Source organism: Streptomyces sp. NPDC006872 (assembly GCF_040635845.1).
Classification (GTDB): Bacteria; Actinomycetota; Actinomycetes; order Streptomycetales; family Streptomycetaceae; genus Streptomyces.
The window spans coordinates 1,017,362-1,035,883 of sequence record NZ_JBEYIL010000001.1; the positions used below are offsets into that span (position 1 = coordinate 1,017,362).

An 18,522-nucleotide genomic window follows, 5' to 3' on the forward strand; every position below is an offset into this window, starting at 1 on the left:
GTTGAGGCTAGGGGCGGGGCGGTCGGATATTCGGAATGAACTGCGGGCTGTACGCCGCATTGAGCGCGCTTCGCGTATTCCTAGTGAGGTAAGGGAAACACATGGCGGGTGGATCCGAGTCAGACACTGCTGAATTCCGGGCACGATCCACCTGGCCGATAGCCGTAGTGGGAATGGCGTGCCGACTCCCCGGCGCGGCCGGACCGGACGAGTTCCGGGAACTTCTGCGAAAGGGCACGGAAGCCGTCGGCGCCCCCGCCCCGGACCGGCCCTACGCACCCCGCCGGGGCGGATTCCTGGAGTCGGTCGACCGGTTCGACGCCGCCTTCTTCGGCATTTCGCCCCGCGAGGCCGCGGCGATGGATCCGCAGCAGCGGCTCGTCCTGGAACTGGCCTGGGAAGCGCTGGAGGACGCCGGCGTCCGCCCCGCCCGGCTCGACGGCACGAGCACCGGCGTCTTCATGGGCGCCGTCGCCGACGACTACGCCACCCTGTCGCGGGCCGCCGGCGCGGACGCCGCCACCCCGCAGACGTCGACCGGCCTGAACCGGGGCATCATCGCCAACCGGGTCTCCTACACGCTGGGCCTGCGCGGCCCGAGCTTCACCGTGGACTCGGGCCAGTCCTCGTCGCTGGTCGCCGTCCACCTGGCCGCCGAGAGCCTGCGCCGCGGCGAGTGCTCCGTGGCCCTGGCCGGCGGGGTGAACCTGATCCTCGCCGAGGACAGCACCGTCACCGTGGAACGCTTCGGCGCGCTCTCCCCGGACGGCCGCTGCTACGCCTTCGACGCCCGCGCCAACGGCTATGTGCGCGGCGAGGGCGGCGGTGTCGTCGTCCTCAAACCGCTGGCCGACGCGCTCGCGGACGGCGACGACGTCCACTGCGTGCTGGCCGGCAGCGCGGTGAACAACGACGGCGGCGGCGAGGGCCTGACCGTGCCCGACCGCGACGGCCAGGAGGCGGTGCTGACCGCCGCCTACGAACGGGCCGGGATCTCCCCGGACGCCGTCGGCTACGTGGAGCTGCACGGCACCGGCACCCCGGTCGGCGACCCGGTCGAGGCCGCCGCGCTCGGCGCCGTCCTCGGCCATGGCCGGCCGCCCGGACGGCCGCTGCTGGTCGGCTCGGTGAAGACCAACATCGGTCACCTGGAGGGCGCCGCCGGCATCGCCGGATTCCTCAAGGGCGTCCTGAGCGTCCGCCACCGGGAGATCCCCGCCAGCCTCAACTTCGCCACCCCCAACCCGGACATCCCGCTGGCCGAACTCGGGCTGCGGGTGAACACGGCACTCGCGCCCTGGCCGGGGCAGCCCCGGTCGGAGGAGTCCCGGTCGGAGGAGTCCGCCCCACTCGTCGTCGGCGTCAGCTCCTTCGGTATGGGCGGCACCAACTGCCATGTGGTCCTCACCGAGTGGACCGGCCCCGCCGCCGAGCAGCCCGCCGCCGGGCATCCCGCCGAGCCCGGGATCCGCCCGGCCGGCACACCGGTCCCCCTCCTCGTCTCCGGCCGCGACGAGCAGGCCCTGCGGGAGCAGGCCGGCCGGCTGCGGGCCCACCTCGACGCCCACCCCGGCCTCCGGCTCACCGACCTCGCCCACACCCTCGCCGTCGCCCGGACCGCGTTCGACCGGCGCGCGGTGCTGCTCGCGGACGGGCCCGACGACGCGTCGGCCGCACTCGCCCGCCTCGCCGACGGCACGCCCGGCCCGGACGTCGTGCAGGGCGCCGTCACCGACGGCTCGCTCGCCTTCGTCTTCACCGGGCAGGGCAGCCAGCGGCCCGGCATGACCGCCGAGCTGTACCGGACCTCGACGCAGTACGCCGCCGCCCTCGACGAGGTGTGCGCGGCCCTCGACCCGCACCTGCGCCTGCCGCTGCGGGACGTGCTGTTCGCGCCCGAAGGCTCGCCCGAGGCCGCCCTGCTGGACCGCACCGAGTTCACCCAGCCCGCGCTGTTCGCCGTCGAGGTCGCCCTCTACCGGCTCGCCGAGCACTGCGGCCTGACCCCGCGGCTGCTGCTCGGCCACTCCGTCGGCGAAATCGCCGCCGCACACGTCGCCGGAGTGCTCACCCTCACCGACGCCTGCACCCTGGTCGCGGCCCGCGGCCGGCTGATGCAGGCACAGCCGGAGACCGGCGCGATGGTCTCGATCCAGGCCACCGAGGACGAACTGACGCCGTTCGTCACCGAGTCGGTGACCCTGGCCGCCCTCAACGGCCCGCTCTCCACCGTGATCGCGGGCGACGAGGACGCCGTGCTCGCCGTCGCCGCCCACTGGGCGCAGCAGGGACGCAAGACCAAGCGGCTGCGGGTCAGCCACGCCTTCCACTCCCCGCACATGGACGGGATGCTCGCGCAGTTCCGCGAGGTCGCCGAGGCCCTCACCTTCCACGCCCCCCGGATCCCGGTCGTCTCCAACGAGACGGGCGCCCTCCTCACCGACGACGAAGCCCGCTCGCCCGCCTACTGGGTACGGCACGCCCGCGCCGCCGTCCGCTTCCTGGACGGCGTCCGCCTCCTGGAGGACCAGGGCGTCACCACGCTCCTCGAACTGGGCCCCGACGGAGTCCTGTCGGCCATGGCACGGGACTGTCTGCAAGGCGCCACGACCGTTGCCGTGCCCCTGCTGCGCGGCGGCGACCGCACCGAGCCGGCGGCGGCCCTCGCCGCGCTGGCCGCCCTGTACGTCCGCGGCGTTCCGATGGACTGGGAGCGGCTGGCCGGCGGGGCCGACGCCCGACGCGTGGCGCTGCCCACGTACGCCTTCCAGCGGCGTCGGCACTGGCTGTCGTCCTTTGGTGCGACGGACGGACCGACGGCATCGCCGGTCCGCGGGCCGGCGACGCCGGAACTGGTCCGGCGGGCCACGGCCCTGGTGCTCGGCCACGCCTCCGCGGACGACGTCGCCCCGCACACACCGTTCAAGGAACTGGGCTTCAGCTCCCTGATGCTGGCCGAACTCGGCGAACGCCTCACCGAGGCGACCGGCCGCCGGGTCCCCACCACCCTCCTCTTCGACCACCCGACCCCGGACGCCCTGGCCCGCAGGCTCCGGACGGACGGGACCTTGCCGCACACCGACGACGTGACGGCGGCGCCTGCGCTCGTTCATGACGATCCCGTCGTGATCGTCGGCATGGGGTGCCGTCTCCCCGGCGGGATCCGGTCGCCCGAGGATCTCTGGCGGTTCGTGTCCGGCGGCGGCGACGCCGTCTCCGCGCTGCCCGTGGACCGCGGGTGGGAACTCGCCGCGGACTTCCCCGGAGAGGGCGGCTTCCTCGCGGACGCGGCGGAGTTCGACGCCGGGTTCTTCGGGATCTCGCCGCGTGAGGCGCTGGCGATGGACCCGCAGCAGCGGCTCCTGCTGGAGACGTCCTGGGAGGCGCTGGAGCGGGCGGGCCTGGACGCCCTGTCCCTGCGCGGCAGCCGCACCGGAGTCTTCGTCGGCGCGAGCCCCTCGGAGTACGGCCCCCGCCTGCACGAGCCCTCGGACGCCGACGGACATGTGCTGACCGGTACGGCACCCAGCGTGCTGTCCGGCCGGATCGCCTACGCCCTGGGCCTGGAGGGCCCGGCGCTGACGGTGGACACGGCGTGTTCGTCCTCGCTGGTGGCCCTGCATCTGGCGGCGCAGGCGCTGCGGAGCGGCGAGTGCGACCTCGCCCTCGTCGGCGGCGTGACCGTGATGGCCACCTCGGGCATGTTCGCCGAGTTCTCCCGCCAGGGCGGTCTGGCCCCGGACGGCCGCTGCAAGGCGTTCGCCGCCGGCGCCGACGGCACGGGCTGGAGCGAGGGCGTGGGCGTGCTGGCCGTCGCCCGGCTCTCGGACGCCGTACGGGACGGCCGGCCGGTGCTGGCGGTGCTGCGCGGCTCGGCCGTGAACTCCGACGGCGCGTCCAACGGCCTCACCGCGCCCAACGGTTCCGCGCAGCGGCGGGTGATCCGGCAGGCACTGGCTGCGGCCGGGCTGTCCGCCGCCGACGTGGACGCGGTGGAGGCGCACGGCACGGGCACGGCGCTGGGTGACCCGATCGAGGCGCAGGCGCTGCTGGCCACGTATGGGCAGGGTCGGTCGGGGGAGCGGCCGTTGTGGCTCGGTTCGGTGAAGTCGAACATCGGTCATACGCAGGCGGCCGCCGGTGTGGCGGGTGTGATCAAGTCGGTGCTGGCGATGCGGCACGGTGTGCTGCCGCAGACGCTGCACGTGGACGAGCCGACGTCCGAGGTGGACTGGTCGGCGGGTGCGGTGGAGCTGCTGACGGAGGCGCGGGAGTGGCCGCAGGGTGACCGTCCGCGTCGGGCGGGGGTGTCCTCGTTCGGGATCAGCGGGACCAACGCGCACGTGATCCTGGAGCAGGCGCCGGAGGCCGCCGAGACGGCGCCTTCGGACGATGTGCCGGGGCTGGTGCCCTGGGTGGTGTCGGCGCGGTCGGCGGAGGCGTTGGGGGAGCAGGCGCGGCGGCTGGCCGCGCATGTCCGGGAGCGTGATCTGAGTCCGGTGGACGTGGGTTTCTCGCTGGCGACGGCGCGTGCGGGGCTGGAGTACCGGGCGGTCCTGGTCGGGACTGAACAGGCCGACTTCCTGGATCAGTTGGAGGAGCTGACCGGCGGTACGGCGGTCGGTGAGGGCGGAACGGCGTTCCTGTTCTCCGGGCAGGGCTCCCAACGTGCCGGTATGGGACGGGAGTTGTACGAGACCTACCCCGTCTTCGCCGCAGCCTTCGACGAGATCTGCGCGGGCTTCGACGGGCTGCTGCCCGGGTCGTTGCGGGATGTGGTGTTCGGCGGCGGCGCGGAACTGGACCGGACGGAGTGGGCCCAGCCGGGGTTGTTCGCCCTGGAGGCGGCGCTGTTCGAGCTGGTGGGTTCGTGGGGTGTGCGGGCGGATGTGCTGCTGGGGCATTCGATCGGCGAGCTGACGGCCGCGTACGTCGCCGGTGTGTGGTCGCCTGCGGACGCCTGCCGGATCGTCGCGGCCCGGGGGCGGCTGATGCAGGCGCTTCCGGCGGGCGGCGCGATGGTCGCCGTCGAAGCCTTGGCGGAGGAGCTGCCGGAGCTGCCCGCAGGGGTGTGCCTCGCGGCGGTCAACGGCCCGCGTGCGCTGGTGCTGTCCGGTGACGAGGAGCCGGTGGCCGCCCTCGCGCGGACGCTCGCCGAGCAGGGGCGGCGGACCAAGCGGTTGGCCGTCAGCCATGCGTTCCACTCGGCGCGGATGGAGCCGATGCTGGGGGAGTTCGCCGAGGTGCTGGCCTCGGTGGAGTTCCGTGCGCCGCGCATCCGGGTGGTGTCGAACCTGTCCGGGCGGATCGCGGGCGAGGAACTGACCACCCCCGAGTACTGGGTGCGGCACGTCCGGGAGGCGGTCCGCTTCGCCGACGGGATCGGCGCCGCCCACGGTGAAGGCGTCCGGCGCTTCCTCGAACTCGGACCGGCCGGCACCCTGACCTCGCTCGCCCACGACACCCTCGCCGACCAGGGCCGGGAGCACGGGGTGGCCGTCGTTCCCGGGCTGCGGGGCGATCAGCCGGAAGTCCGCAGCGCGGTGAACGCCGTCGGCGCTCTCCACGCCGCCGGACTGGCCGTGGACTGGGCCGCGTTCTTCGCCCCGTACGGGGCCCGCCGGGTCGAACTGCCCACCTATGCCTTCCAGCGTCGCCGTTACTGGCTCGAGCCGGCCGCGCCGGCGTCCGCGTCCGCCGGGGATCCGCTGCGCTACCGCGTCGAGTGGGCGTCCGTGCCGGACGGTTTCCGGCCTTCCCTGAGCGGCGGTTGGGCCGTGGTCGTGCCCGTGGGCGGAGAGCACGAGGAGGTCGCTCGGAAGGTGACGGCTGCCCTTCGGGAGCACGGCGCGCTGCCCGTGACGGTCGAGGTCGACCCCGCTGCGCCCGATCGCGGCGAGGTCGCGGACGTGCTGCGGGCCGCGCTCGACGCGGACGCACAGGGAGTGTTGTCGCTGCTCGCGCTCGACGGCGGGCCGTCCTCGGGCGCCGCCGCCACCGCCGTCCTGTTGCAGGCATTGACCGATCTGGGTGGCGTCGCGCGGCTGTGGTGTGTGACGCGCGGGGCGGTGTCGGTGAGTCCGTCCGATGTGCTGTCGGCTCCGGCGCAGGCCCAGGTGTGGGGCCTGGGGCGGGTCGCGGCGCTGGAGCATCCGGAGCGGTGGGGCGGTCTCGTCGATCTGCCGGACGTGCTGGACGACGTCGCGCGGGCCCGACTGTGCGCCGTGCTCGCCGGCGGGACGGACGAGGACCAGGTGGCGCTGCGGGCCGCCGGGCTGTTCGGCCGTCGGCTGGGCCGGGCCGCCGCCGTCCGGCCGCGCGCCGACGACGACCGCACCGCCGGTCTGCGGCTGCCCGCCGAGGGCACCGTGCTGGTGACCGGCGGCACGGGGGCCCTGGGCGCGCATCTCGCACAGTGGCTGGCCGAGGCCGGGGCCGGGCACGTGCTGCTGACCAGCCGGCGCGGCCCCGAGGCGGCGGGCGTCGCCGAACTGACCACGCGGCTGCGCGCGTCGGGTACGGAGGTGACCGTCGCCGCCTGTGACGTGGCCGACCGGGACGCCCTCGCGGCGCTGATCGCGGGGCTGCCCGCCGACCGACCGCTGACCGGTGTCGTGCACGCCGCGGGGGTGCTGGACGACGGGGTGCTGGACGCGCTCACGCCCGAGCGGTTCGCCGCGGTCGCCGGGGCGAAGGTGACCGGGGCATGGAACCTGCACGAGCTCACCCGGGACCTGGACCTGGCGGTCTTCGTGCTGTTCTCGTCCTTCGCGGGCTCGGTGGGGCTGGCCGGACAGGGCAACTACGCGGCGGCCAACGCCTGCTTGGACGCCCTGGCCGTCCACCGGGCCGGGCTCGGGCTGCCCGCGACCGCTGTCGCCTGGGGTTCCTGGGCCGGCGGCGGCATGGCCGCCCACACGGACGCGGCCCGGGAACGGCTCGCCCGCACCGGCCTGGCGCCGCTCGACCCTGCCGCCGCCCTCGCCGTCCTCGGGCGGGTCGTCGCCGAGGGCGAGCCCGCGGCGACCGTCGCCGACGTCGACTGGGAGCGGTTCGCGGCCGGCTTCGGGCCGGGGCGGCCGAGCCCGCTGCTCACCGGGGTCCCCGAGGTGCGCCGGGCCCGGCAGCGGGAGCTCGAACGCGCTGCCGCCGTACCCGTGACCGACCCGCTCAACGGGCTCAGTGGGCTCAGCGGTGACGAACTCCGGGTGGTTCTCGGTGAGTTGGTGAGCGGTGAGGTGGCCGCCGTGCTGGGGCTCCAGGGCGCCGACCGGGTGCCGGAGGACCGGACCTTCCGGTCGCTCGGGTTCGACTCGCTGATCGGCGTCGAGTTCCGCAACCGGCTCGCCGCAGCCCTCGGGAAGCGGCTGCCGACCGGTCTGATCTTCGACCATCCCACGCCCGGCAGGCTCGTCGAGCACCTGACCGCGGTGCTGGCAGGCCCCCGGGCCGTGGGCGGCGGGCAGCGGACGGGCGCGGCGGCCGTGCGCCTCCAGGACGACCCGGTCGTGATCGTGTCGGCCGCCTGCCGGTTCCCCGGCGGGGTGCGGACCCCCGAGGAGCTCTGGCGGTTCGTCCTCGACGGCGGGGACGCCATCGGCCCCTTCCCGGCGGACCGGGGCTGGGACCTCGACCGCATCTACCACCCCGAACCGGGCAACCCCGGCACCAGCTACGTCCGGGAGGGCGGCTTCCTCGACGGCGTGGCGGAGTTCGACGCCGACTTCTTCGGGATCTCGCCGCGTGAGGCGCTGGCGATGGACCCGCAGCAGCGACTGCTCCTCGAGACCTCCTGGGAGGCGCTGGAGCGGGCGGACATCGTGCCGTCCTCCCTCGCCGGCAGCCGCACCGGCGTGTTCGTCGGATCGAACGGCGAGAGCTACTCCGACCTGCTGGGCTCCGCGGACGTCGAGGGCCATGTCCTGACCGGGACGGCGTCCAGCGTGCTGTCCGGCCGGATCGCCTACACCCTGGGGCTCGAAGGGCCCGCGATGACCGTCGACACGGCCTGCTCCTCCTCGCTGGTCGCCCTGCACCTGGCCGTGCGGGCGCTGGGCGCGGGCGAGTGCGACCTGGCGCTGGCCTCCGGCGTGACCGTGATGTCCGGCCCGGAGATCTTCCTGGAGTTCTCCCGGCAGCGCGGCCTCGCCGTGGACGGCCGCTGCAAGGCCTTCGGCCCCGACGCCGACGGCACCGGCTGGGGCGAGGGCGTCGGCACCGTCCTGCTGGAGCGGCTCTCCGACGCCCGCCGCCTGGGACACGACATCCTCGGCGTCGTGCGCGGCACCGCCGTCAACCAGGACGGCGCGTCCAACGGGCTCAGCGCGCCCAACGGGCCCGCCCAGCAGCGGGTCATCGGTCAGGCGCTGGCCGACGCGGGCTTCGCGCCGACCGAGGTGGACGCCGTCGAGGCGCACGGCACGGGGACCCGGCTGGGCGACCCGATCGAGGCGCAGGCGCTCCTGGCCACCTACGGGCAGGGTCGGTCCGCCGATCGGCCGCTGTGGCTCGGCTCGGTGAAGTCGAACCTCGGCCACACCCAGGCCGCGGCCGGCATGGCGGGCGTGCTGAAGATGCTGTTCGCGATGCGGCACGGGCAGTTGCCGCGGACCCTGCACGCCCCGCAGCCGACCCCCGAGGTCGACTGGTCCGAGGGCGCGGTCGAACTGCTCACCGCCGACCGGCCCTGGCCGGACGTGGACCGGCCGCGCCGGGCCGGGGTGTCCGCGTTCGGCGTCAGCGGCACCAACGCCCACGTGATCCTGGAGCAGGCGCCCGGGCCCGTCCCCGTCGAGGCGCCCCCGGCCGAGCAGCAGCAGCCGCCCCTCCTCGACTCCCCGCTGCTGCCCTGGGTGCTGACCGCGCGCTCCGGCCCGGCGCTGGCCGCCCAGGCCGACCGGCTGCGCCCCCTGACACCCGAGGCCGCGCCGGACGAGGTCGGCCGGGCCCTGGTGACGACCAGGGCGCTGTGGCAGGAGCGGGCCGTGCTGCTCGCCGACGGACCCGCGGAGCGCGCGGCGGGGCTCGCCGCGCTCGCCGGCGGGGCGGAGGACCCGCGGGTGGTGCGCGGCGCCGCCGACACCCGGGGCCGTGTCGTCTTCGTCTTCCCCGGCCAGGGCGCGCAGTGGGCCGGCATGGCCGCCCGGCTGTGGGAGTCCTCGCCGGTGTTCGCGCAGTGGATGGACCGCTGCGCCGAGGCGCTGGCCCCGCTGACCGACTGGTCCCTCGCCGAGGTCATCCGGCAGACGGACGGCGCGCCCGGCCTGGACCGGGTCGACGTGCTCCAGCCCGCCTCCTGGGCGGTGAGCGTGTCGCTGGCCGGGCTCTGGCGGTCCTGCGGCGTCGAACCGGCCGCCGTGGTCGGCCACTCGCAGGGCGAGATCGCCGCCGCCTGCGTGGCCGACGGGCTGTCCCTGGAGGACGGCGCCGCGCTGGTGGCCCTGCGCAGCACGCTCATCGCCGAGGAACTCTCCGGCCGGGGCGGCATGATGACGGTGGCGCTGTCGCCCGCCGACACGGCCGAGCGGATCCGCCGCTGGGACGGCCGGATCTCCGTCGCCGCCGAGAACAGCCGCCGCTCCACCGTCGTCGCCGGCGAACCCGAGGCGCTCGACGAACTCCTCGCCGAGTGTGAGACGGCAGGCGTGCGGGCCCGCCGCATCCCCGTCGACTACGCCTCCCACTCCGCCCAGGTGGAGCTGATCGAGGCACGGCTGACCGAACTGGCGGCCGGGATCGCGCCGCGCCCGGGCCGGATCCCGTTCCACTCCACGACGACCGGCGAACGGTTCGACACCGCGGGCCTGGACGCCGCCTACTGGTACCGCAACCTGCGCCGGCCCGTCCTGTTCGGGCCGGTCACCGAGCAGCTCCTCGCCCAGGGGCACGACGTGTTCCTGGAGATGAGCCCGCACCCGGTGCTCGTCCCCGCCGTGCAGGACGCCGTCGACGAGACCGGCCCGACCGCCGCCGCCGTCGGCAGCCTTCGCCGGGACGACGGCGGCCCCGAGCGGTTCCTGCGCTCGCTGGCCGAGGCGTTCGTCCGGGGCGCTCCGGTGGACTGGCGGACGGTGCTCGGCGGCACCGACGCAACCGGCGTCCGCCCGTTCGAGTTGCCCACCTACGCCTTCCAGCGCGTCCGGTTCTGGCCCGAGCCCGCCCCGGCGGGGAACGGCGGCCAGGCGGAGGAGGACGCGCCGCTGTGGCGGGCCGTGGACCGCGGTGACCTGGACGCCGTCGCCGCCGAACTCGCCCTCCCCGACGGGCGGTCGCTGGGCGAACTCGTCCCCGCGCTGTCCGACTGGCGCCGCCGGAGCAAGGACTCCGCGCTCGTCGACGGCTGGCGCTACCGCGTCTCCTGGACCCCGGCCGTCCCGGCCGCCCAGCCCGCCGCGGCCGCCCCGACCGGCGACTGGCTGCTGGTGACCGACGAACCCGACGCGGCCGTCGCCCGATGGGCGGCCACCGCCCTCGACGCGGCCGTGACGACCCCGGCGGACCTCCGCCGGGCCGCCGCGGACATCGCCTGGACGGGCGTGGTGTCCCTGCTCGGGCTCGCCGACCGGCCGCATCCGGACCACCCCGCCGTACCGGTGGGCGTCGCGGACACCGTGACGCTGCTGACCGCACTGCGCGAGGCCGACGTCGACGCGCCCCTGTGGTGCCTCACCCAGGGCGCTGTGGGCATCGGCCGTTCCGACCAGGTCACCGCCCCCGACCAGGCCCAACTCTGGGGACTCGGCCGGGTGGCGGGCCTGGAGAACCCCACCCGCTGGGGCGGACTCGTCGATCTGCCCGCCGACCCCGACGACCGCGCCGCCGGCCTGCTGCGGGCCGCGCTCACCGACGACACCGACGAGCAGGAGTACGCCCTGCGTCCCGCCGGCCTCTATGTGCGCAGGCTGGTCCGCGCACCCCTGGACCGGTCGGCCGCACGACGACGCCCCTGGCGGCCCCGCCCGGACGGCACCGTCGTGATCACCGGCGGCACCGGCGCCCTCGGCGCCCGGATCGCCCGCCGACTGGCCGACGCGGGCGCCGGACACCTGCTGCTGACCAGCCGCAGCGGTCCGGCCGCCGACGGCGCCGCCGAACTGGCCGAGGAACTGCGCGCGTCCGGCACGGAGGTGACGATCGTCGCCTGTGACGTCGCCGACCGCGACCAACTGGCCGCCGCGCTCGCCTCGGCGCCCGACCGCTTCCCGGTCACCGCCGTCGTGCACACCGCGGGCGTCAGCCGCAACGCGCCGCTGGCCGAGACCGGACTCGCCGAACTCGCCGACGTCGTCGCCGCCAAGGCCGTGGGCGCCCGCAACCTCGACGAACTCCTCACCGGCCACGACCTCGACGCCTTCGTCCTGTTCTCCTCCGGCGCGGCGATCTGGGGCAGCGCCGGCCAGGGCGGCTACGCCGCCGCCAACGCCTACGCCGACGCGCTCGCCGCGGACCGGCGCCGGCGCGGACTCGTCGCCACGTCGGTGGCGTGGGGCAGCTGGGCCGGCGGCGGCATGGTCGACGAAGCCCTGGCCCGCGAACTCGCTCGCGGCGGAGTGCGCTCGATGGACCCGGACCGGGCCCTCGACGCTCTGCAGCAGGCCCTCGACCAGGACGAGACCGCCCTCACGGTCACCGACATGGACTGGGAGCGCTTCGCCGCGACCTACACCGCGGCCCGCCCGCGCCCCCTGCTCGACGACATCCCCGAGGCCAACCGCGTCGCCGTTGCGGACCGGGCCGACGCCGACGGGTCCGACCTGGCCGCGAAGCTGGCCCGGCTGCCCGCCGCCGAACGCGACCGGGAACTGCTGGACCTGGTCAGGACGGCCGCGGCGGCCGCCCTCGGCCACACCGGCGCCGAGGCCGTCGCGCCGGCGAAGCCCTTCAAGGACCTGGGCTTCGACTCGCTGACCGCCGTCGAACTGCGCAACCGGCTCACCGCCGCGACCGGCCTGCGGCTGCCCGCCACCCTCGTCTTCGACCACCCCACACCCGCGGCGGCCGCGGCCCGGCTGCGCAGCCTGTTGCTCGGCGACTCCGAGGACTCCGCGGCCTCCTCCGCCTCCGCGGCCCTCGTACCGCTCACCGACGACCCGGTCGTCCTGGTCGCGATGGCCTGCCGCTACCCCGGCGGGGCGACCACCCCCGAGAAGCTCTGGGACCTGATCGCCGCCGGCAAGGACGGCATCGGCGACTTCCCCGCCGACCGCGGCTGGGACATCGCCCCCGACGCGCCGTTCTCCCGGACCGGCGGCTTCCTCCCGGACGCGGCGGAGTTCGACGCGGCGTTCTTCGGGATCTCGCCCCGCGAGGCCCTCGCGATGGACCCGCAGCAGCGGCTCCTGCTGGAGACCTCCTGGGAGGCGCTGGAGCGGGCGGGTCTGGACGCCCTGTCCCTGCGCGGCAGCCGCACCGGAGTCTTCGTCGGAGCCGGCTCCCACGACTACGGCACCCTCCTCACCACCCTGGACTCCGGTCAGGACTACGCCCTCACCGGAGCCGTCGGCAGCGTGCTGTCCGGCCGGATCGCCTACGCGCTGGGCCTGGAGGGCCCGGCGCTGACGGTGGACACGGCGTGTTCGTCCTCGCTGGTGGCCCTGCATCTGGCGGCGCAGGCGCTGCGCGGCGGCGAGTGCGACCTCGCCCTCGTCGGCGGCGTCGCCGTGATGGCCACCCCGGACGCCTTCGGCGCCTTCGCCCGCCAGGGCGGCCTCGCGCCGGACGGCCGCTGCAAGGCCTTCGCCGCCGGCGCCGACGGCACGGGCTGGGGCGAGGGCGTCGGCGTGCTGGTGCTGACCCGGCTCTCGGAGGCACGACGCCGAGGCCATCAGGTGCTGGCGGTGGTGCGCGGCTCGGCCGTGAACTCCGACGGCGCGTCCAACGGCCTCACCGCACCCAACGGGCCCTCGCAACAGCGCGTCATCCGCCAGGCGGTCGCGGGCGCCGGACTGACGCTCGCGGACGTCGACTTGGTGGAGGCGCACGGCACGGGCACGGCGCTGGGCGACCCGATCGAGGCGCAGGCGCTGCTGGCGACGTACGGCCAGGAGCGTTCGGGGGAGCGGCCGTTGTGGCTCGGCTCGGTGAAGTCGAACATCGGTCATACGCAGGCGGCCGCCGGTGTGGCGGGTGTGATCAAGTCGGTGCTGGCGATGCGGCACGGTGTGCTGCCGCAGACGCTGCACGTGGACGAGCCGACGCCCGAGGTGGACTGGTCGGCGGGCGCGGTGGAGGTACTGGCCGAGGCCCGGGAGTGGCCGCGGGCCGACGACCGTCCCCGGCGGGTGGGCGTCTCGGCCTTCGGGATCAGCGGGACCAACGCGCACGTGATTCTGGAGCAGGCACCGGAGGTTCCTGAGGAGCAGCCTTCGGACGATGTGCCGGGGCTGGTGCCGTGGGTGGTGTCGGCGCGGTCGGCGGAGGCGCTGGGGGAGCAGGCGCGGCGGCTGGCCGCGCATGTCCGGGAGCGTGATCTGCGTCCGGTGGACGTGGGTTTCTCGCTGGCGACGGCGCGTGCGGGGCTGGAGTACCGGGCGGTCCTGGTCGGGACTGAACAGGCCGACTTCCTGGCCCAGTTGGACGCGGTGGGCGGCGGCGCGACGGTCACCGAGGGTGGGACGGCGTTCCTGTTCTCGGGTCAGGGTTCTCAACGTCTCGGTATGGGCCGGGAGTTGTATGAGGCGTTTCCGGTGTTCGCGGCTGCTTTCGATGAGGTGTGCGGGCGGCTGGATGTGGTGTTGGAGCGTCCGGTGAAGGAGGTCGTCTTCTCGGACGGGGAGGCGTTGGACCGGACGGTGTTCACGCAGGCGGGGTTGTTCGCGTTGGAGGTGGCGCTGTTCGAGTTGGTGGGTTCGTGGGGTGTGCGGGCGGATGTGCTGTTGGGGCATTCGATCGGTGAGCTGGCGGCGGCGTATGTGGCGGGTGTGTGGTCGTTGGAGGATGCGTGCCGGGTGGTGGCGGCGCGGGGTCGGTTGATGCAGGCGCTTCCGGCGGGCGGTGCGATGGTGGCCGTCCAGGCGGCGGAGGACGAGCTGCCGGAGTTGCCGGTGGGTGTGTCGGTGGCGGCGGTGAACGGGCCGCGTTCGCTGGTGTTGTCCGGTGACGAGGAGCCGGTGCTTGCTCTCGCGCGGACGCTCTCGGAGCAGGGGCGGCGGACGAAGCGGCTGGCGGTGAGTCATGCGTTCCACTCGGCGCGGATGGAGCCGATGCTGGGGGAGTTCGCCGAGGTGCTGGCCTCGGTGGAGTTCCGTGCGCCGCGCCTTCCGGTGGTGTCGAACCTGTCCGGGCGGATCGCGGGTGAGGAGCTGACGACGCCGGAGTACTGGGTGCGGCATGTTCGTGAGGCGGTGCGTTTCGCGGATGGTGTGGTGGCTGTGCTGGGGCGGGGTGTGGACAAGTTCCTGGAGTTGGGTCCGGGTGGTGCGTTGACCGCGATGGCCGAGGAGAGCCTCGACCGGACCGGGGCCGACGCCGTCTGCGTCCCCGTCCTGCGTGCCCGGCACCCCGAGGACGCCTCGCTGTTGCAGGCGCTGGCGGCGGTGTCCGTGGCGGGCGCCGAGGTCGACTGGGCGGCGACGTTCGCCGGTACGGGAGCGCGGACGGTCGAGTTGCCGACGTACGCCTTCCAGCGGCGGCGGTTCTGGCCGCAGCCGGTCGTGGCCGCCGGGGATCTGGCGGCGGCCGGGCTGGCGGAGGCGGGGCATCCGCTGCTGACGGCATGGCTGCCGGCGCCCGAGGGCGACGAGGTGCTGTGCACCGGCCGGGTGTCGCTGGCGACGCATCCCTGGCTGGGCGACCACATGGTGCTGGGCACGGTGCTGGTGCCGGGGACCGCGTTCGTGGACCTGGCCTGCTGGGCGGGCGACCGCGTCGGGTTCGGCACGCTGCGTGAACTGACCCTGGCCACACCGCTGGCGCTCGCCGAGAACGCCGCCGTGCGGCTGCGGCTGGTGCTCGGTGCGCCCGACGGCGCCGGATGCCGTGCGATCGCCGTCTACTCGCAGCCGGACGACCAGCACGAGCAGGCGCGCTGGACCCGGCACGCGGAGGGGCTGTTGGCCCCTACCGAGGACTTTGTCGGTCCCGCGCCCGTGGACTTCGGCGTCTGGCCCGCCGAGGGGGCCGAACCCGTCGCCCTGGACGGCTTCTACGAGGGGCTCGTCGACGCCGGGTTCGCCTATGGCCCGGTCTTCCGTGGCCTGCGGTCGGCCTGGCGGCGCGGCGAGGAGGTGTTCGCCGAGGTGCGGCTGCCCGCGGAGGAGGCGGGCGGGTTCGCCGTCCACCCGGCTCTGCTGGACGCGGCCCTGCACGCGATGGGGCCCGCCGCCCGGGCCGCGGACGAACCGGGCTCGGCCCGGCTGCCGTTCTCCTGGGGCGAGGTGCGGGTGCACGCGGTCGGCGCCGATCTGCTGCGGGTCCGGCTCCGGGTCGGGGCCGAGGACGGCACGGTCACCCTGCACGCCGCCGACGCGGCCGGCCGGCCGGTGGTCTCCATCGGTTCGCTGGTGCTGCGTCCGGTCTCGCCGGAGCGGCTGCGCGACAGCGGCGGCGCCCCGGCGCTCGACGACGCCCTGTTCACCACACGCTGGTCGCCGCTGGAGGACGCAGGAGAGGCGGCTCTGGAGTCCGTCTCCTGTGTGCTGCTCGGCGGCGATCCCGTCGACGGCGGTCTCGGCTGGCGGCGGCATCCGGATCTCGCGGCGTTCGCTGCTGCCGTCGCGGACGGCGAGGAGGCGCACGACAGCATCGTGCTCGCCCGCTGCCCGCAGGACACCGCGGACGATCCCGCCGCCGACCCCGCCGACCCCGCCGACCCCGCCGACCCCGCCGACCCCGCCGACCCCGCCGACGCGGCCCGGCGCAGCGCCGAGTGGGCTCTCGATCTGCTCCAGCGGTGGCTGCGCGACGACCGGCTGGCCGACTGCCGGCTGGTGATCGGCACCCGGTACGCAGCCGCCGCGGGGACCGCGGAGTCGGTGCGGCTCGACCAGTCCACGGTGGCAGGGCTGGTGCGCTCGGCGCAGACCGAGAACCCCGACCGGATCACGCTCGTGGACCTCGACGACGCCGTCCCGGACCCGGTGCGCATCGCGGCGGCCGTACGGAGCGGCGAGCCCGAAGCGGCCGTACGGCAGGGCGTGTCGTACGTCCGGCGGCTGGTGCGTCCGGACTTCGGGCGGTCCCTGGCCGTGCCCTCCGGTCCCGGCCCCTGGCGGCTGGACAGCACCGGCCGGGGCGCCCTGGACAACCTCGCCCTGGTGCCGTGCCCCGAGGCCGCCGAGCCGCTCGCCGACGGCACGGTGCGGATCGCCGTACGCGCCGCCGGAATGAACTTCCGGGACGTCCTGATCGCCCTGGACATGTACCCCGGCGACGCGGACCTCGGCACCGAGTGCGCCGGCGTCGTCCTGGAGACCGGGCCGGGCGTTGCCGGACTGGCTCCCGGGGACCGGGTGATGGGCATGGTCGCCGGGGCGTTCGGGCCCGTGGCGGTGGCCGACCGGCGGGTCCTGACGCGGATCCCCGACGGCTGGACGTTCGAGACCGCCGCCGCCACCCCGGTCGCCTTCCTCACCGCCTACTACGGGCTGGTGGACCTGGCGGGGCTGGGCGCGGGCGAGAAGGTGCTCGTGCACGCGGCGGCGGGCGGCGTCGGCATGGCCGCCGTCCAGGTGGCCCGGCACCTCGGGGCCGAGGTGTTCGGCACCGCCTCCGAACCCAAGTGGGACACCCTGCTCGACGGCGGCCTGGACCGCGCGCACCTCGCCTCCTCACGGACCCTGGACTTCGAGGAGTCGGTGCGGGCGGCGACCGGCGGCACGGGTGTCGACGTCGTGCTGAACTCGCTCGCGGGGGAGTTCGTCGACGCGTCGTTGCGGTCGCTGCCGCGCGGCGGCCGGTTCGTCGAGATGGGCAAGACCGACCCGCGCGACCCCGAGCGGATCGCCGCGGACCATCCCGGCGTGCGCTACCGGTCCTTCGACCTGGGCGAGGCGGGCCCGGACCGGCTCGCCGAGATCCTCGCCCACCTCACGGAGCTCTTCGAGTCCGGCGTGCTCACCCCGCTGCCCGTCACCGCCTGGGACGTCCGGGACGCCACCGCCGCCTTCCGGGCGCTGAGCCAGGCCGCCCTCACCGGCAAGGCGGTGCTGACCGTCCCCACGGTCTCCTTCGAGCCCGGCGAGACGGTTCTGATCACCGGCGGCACCGGCACCCTCGGCACCCTGCTGGCCCGGCACCTCGTTACCGAGCACGGGCTGCGGCACGTCACGCTCACCGGGCGGCGCGGCGAGGAGACGCCCGAGGTGCGTCAACTGCGCGCCGACGTCCGCGAGTCGGGCGCCGACGTCCGGGTCGAGGCCTGTGACGTCGGGGACGAGGACGCCGTGCGGCGGCTGCTGGAGACCCTCACCGCCGGGCATCGGCTCGCCGGGGTCGTGCACGCCGCCGGGGTCACCGACGACGGGGTCGTGTCCGCGCTGGACCGGGACCGGCTCACCGCCGTCCTGCATCCGAAGGTGCGGGGCGCCTGGAACCTGCACCGGCTCACCGAGCACCTCGCGCCCCGCATGTTCGTCCTGTTCTCCTCCGCCTCGGCCACGCTCGGCGCGGCGGGACAGGGCAACTACGCCGCCGCCAACGCCTTCCTCGACGCACTCGCCGAGCACCGGCACGCCCGCGGGCTGCCGGCCACCAGCCTCGCCTGGGGGCTGTGGGGCGAGGCCAGCGGCATGACCGGACGGCTCCAGGAACGCGACCGGCAGCGGATGAGCCGGTCCGGCGTCGCCCCGCTCAGCACCGCCGACGGCCTCGCCCTGTTCGACGCCGGGCGGCTCGGCCGGCTCCCCGCGCTGACCCCCGTCCGGCTCGACCTGGCCGGTCTGCGCGCCCGGTACGCGGACCAGCCGGTCCCGGCCGTGCTGCGGGACCTGGTCCGGGTCCGGCGGACGGCGGCCACCGGCACGCCGGGCGCCGCGGCGGCACCTGGCACACCCGGCACGGCCGCCCTGGGCGACCGGCTGGCCGGACTGTCCCCGGCCGAGCGCCACCGGCTCGTCCTGGACCTGGTGCGCGAGCACACCGCGGCCGTCCTCGGCCACGGCTCGGCCGACGACATCGACCCCGACCAGGCGTTCAAGTCGCTGGGCTTCGACTCGCTCACCGCTGTCGAACTCCGCAACCACCTGCGGACGGCCACCGCCCTGACCGTCCCCGCGACCCTGGTCTTCGACCACCCCACCCCGGCCGCGCTCACCGCGCACCTGCTGGAGCTGGCCGCGCCCGCCGAGCACGACCCGGTGCTCCAGGTCATGGGCGAACTCGAACGGCTGGAGGCCGGCGTCGAGGCGCTCGGACCCGACGCCGAGGCACACGGCGAGGTCGTCGCCCGGCTGCGCCGGATCCTGCGGCGCGTCGAGGCCGACGCCCCCCGGAGCGGCGGCGAGGAGGACTCCCTCGCCTCGGCCTCCAGGGCGGAAGTGCTCGCGTTCATCGACAGCGAATTCGGCGATCTTGCCTAGGACGGAT

The 18,522-nt window shown here is 75.4% G+C and carries 1 protein-coding gene; it reads left to right on the forward strand.

What is annotated here, in order from left to right; translation table 11 throughout:
- Positions 1-101: 101 nt before the first annotated feature.
- Entirely contained in the window at positions 102-18,515 is an 18,414-nt protein-coding gene (locus tag ABZ725_RS04705; RefSeq protein ID WP_358801281.1) for a type I polyketide synthase, read from the forward strand.
- Positions 18,516-18,522: the final 7 nt, after the last annotated feature.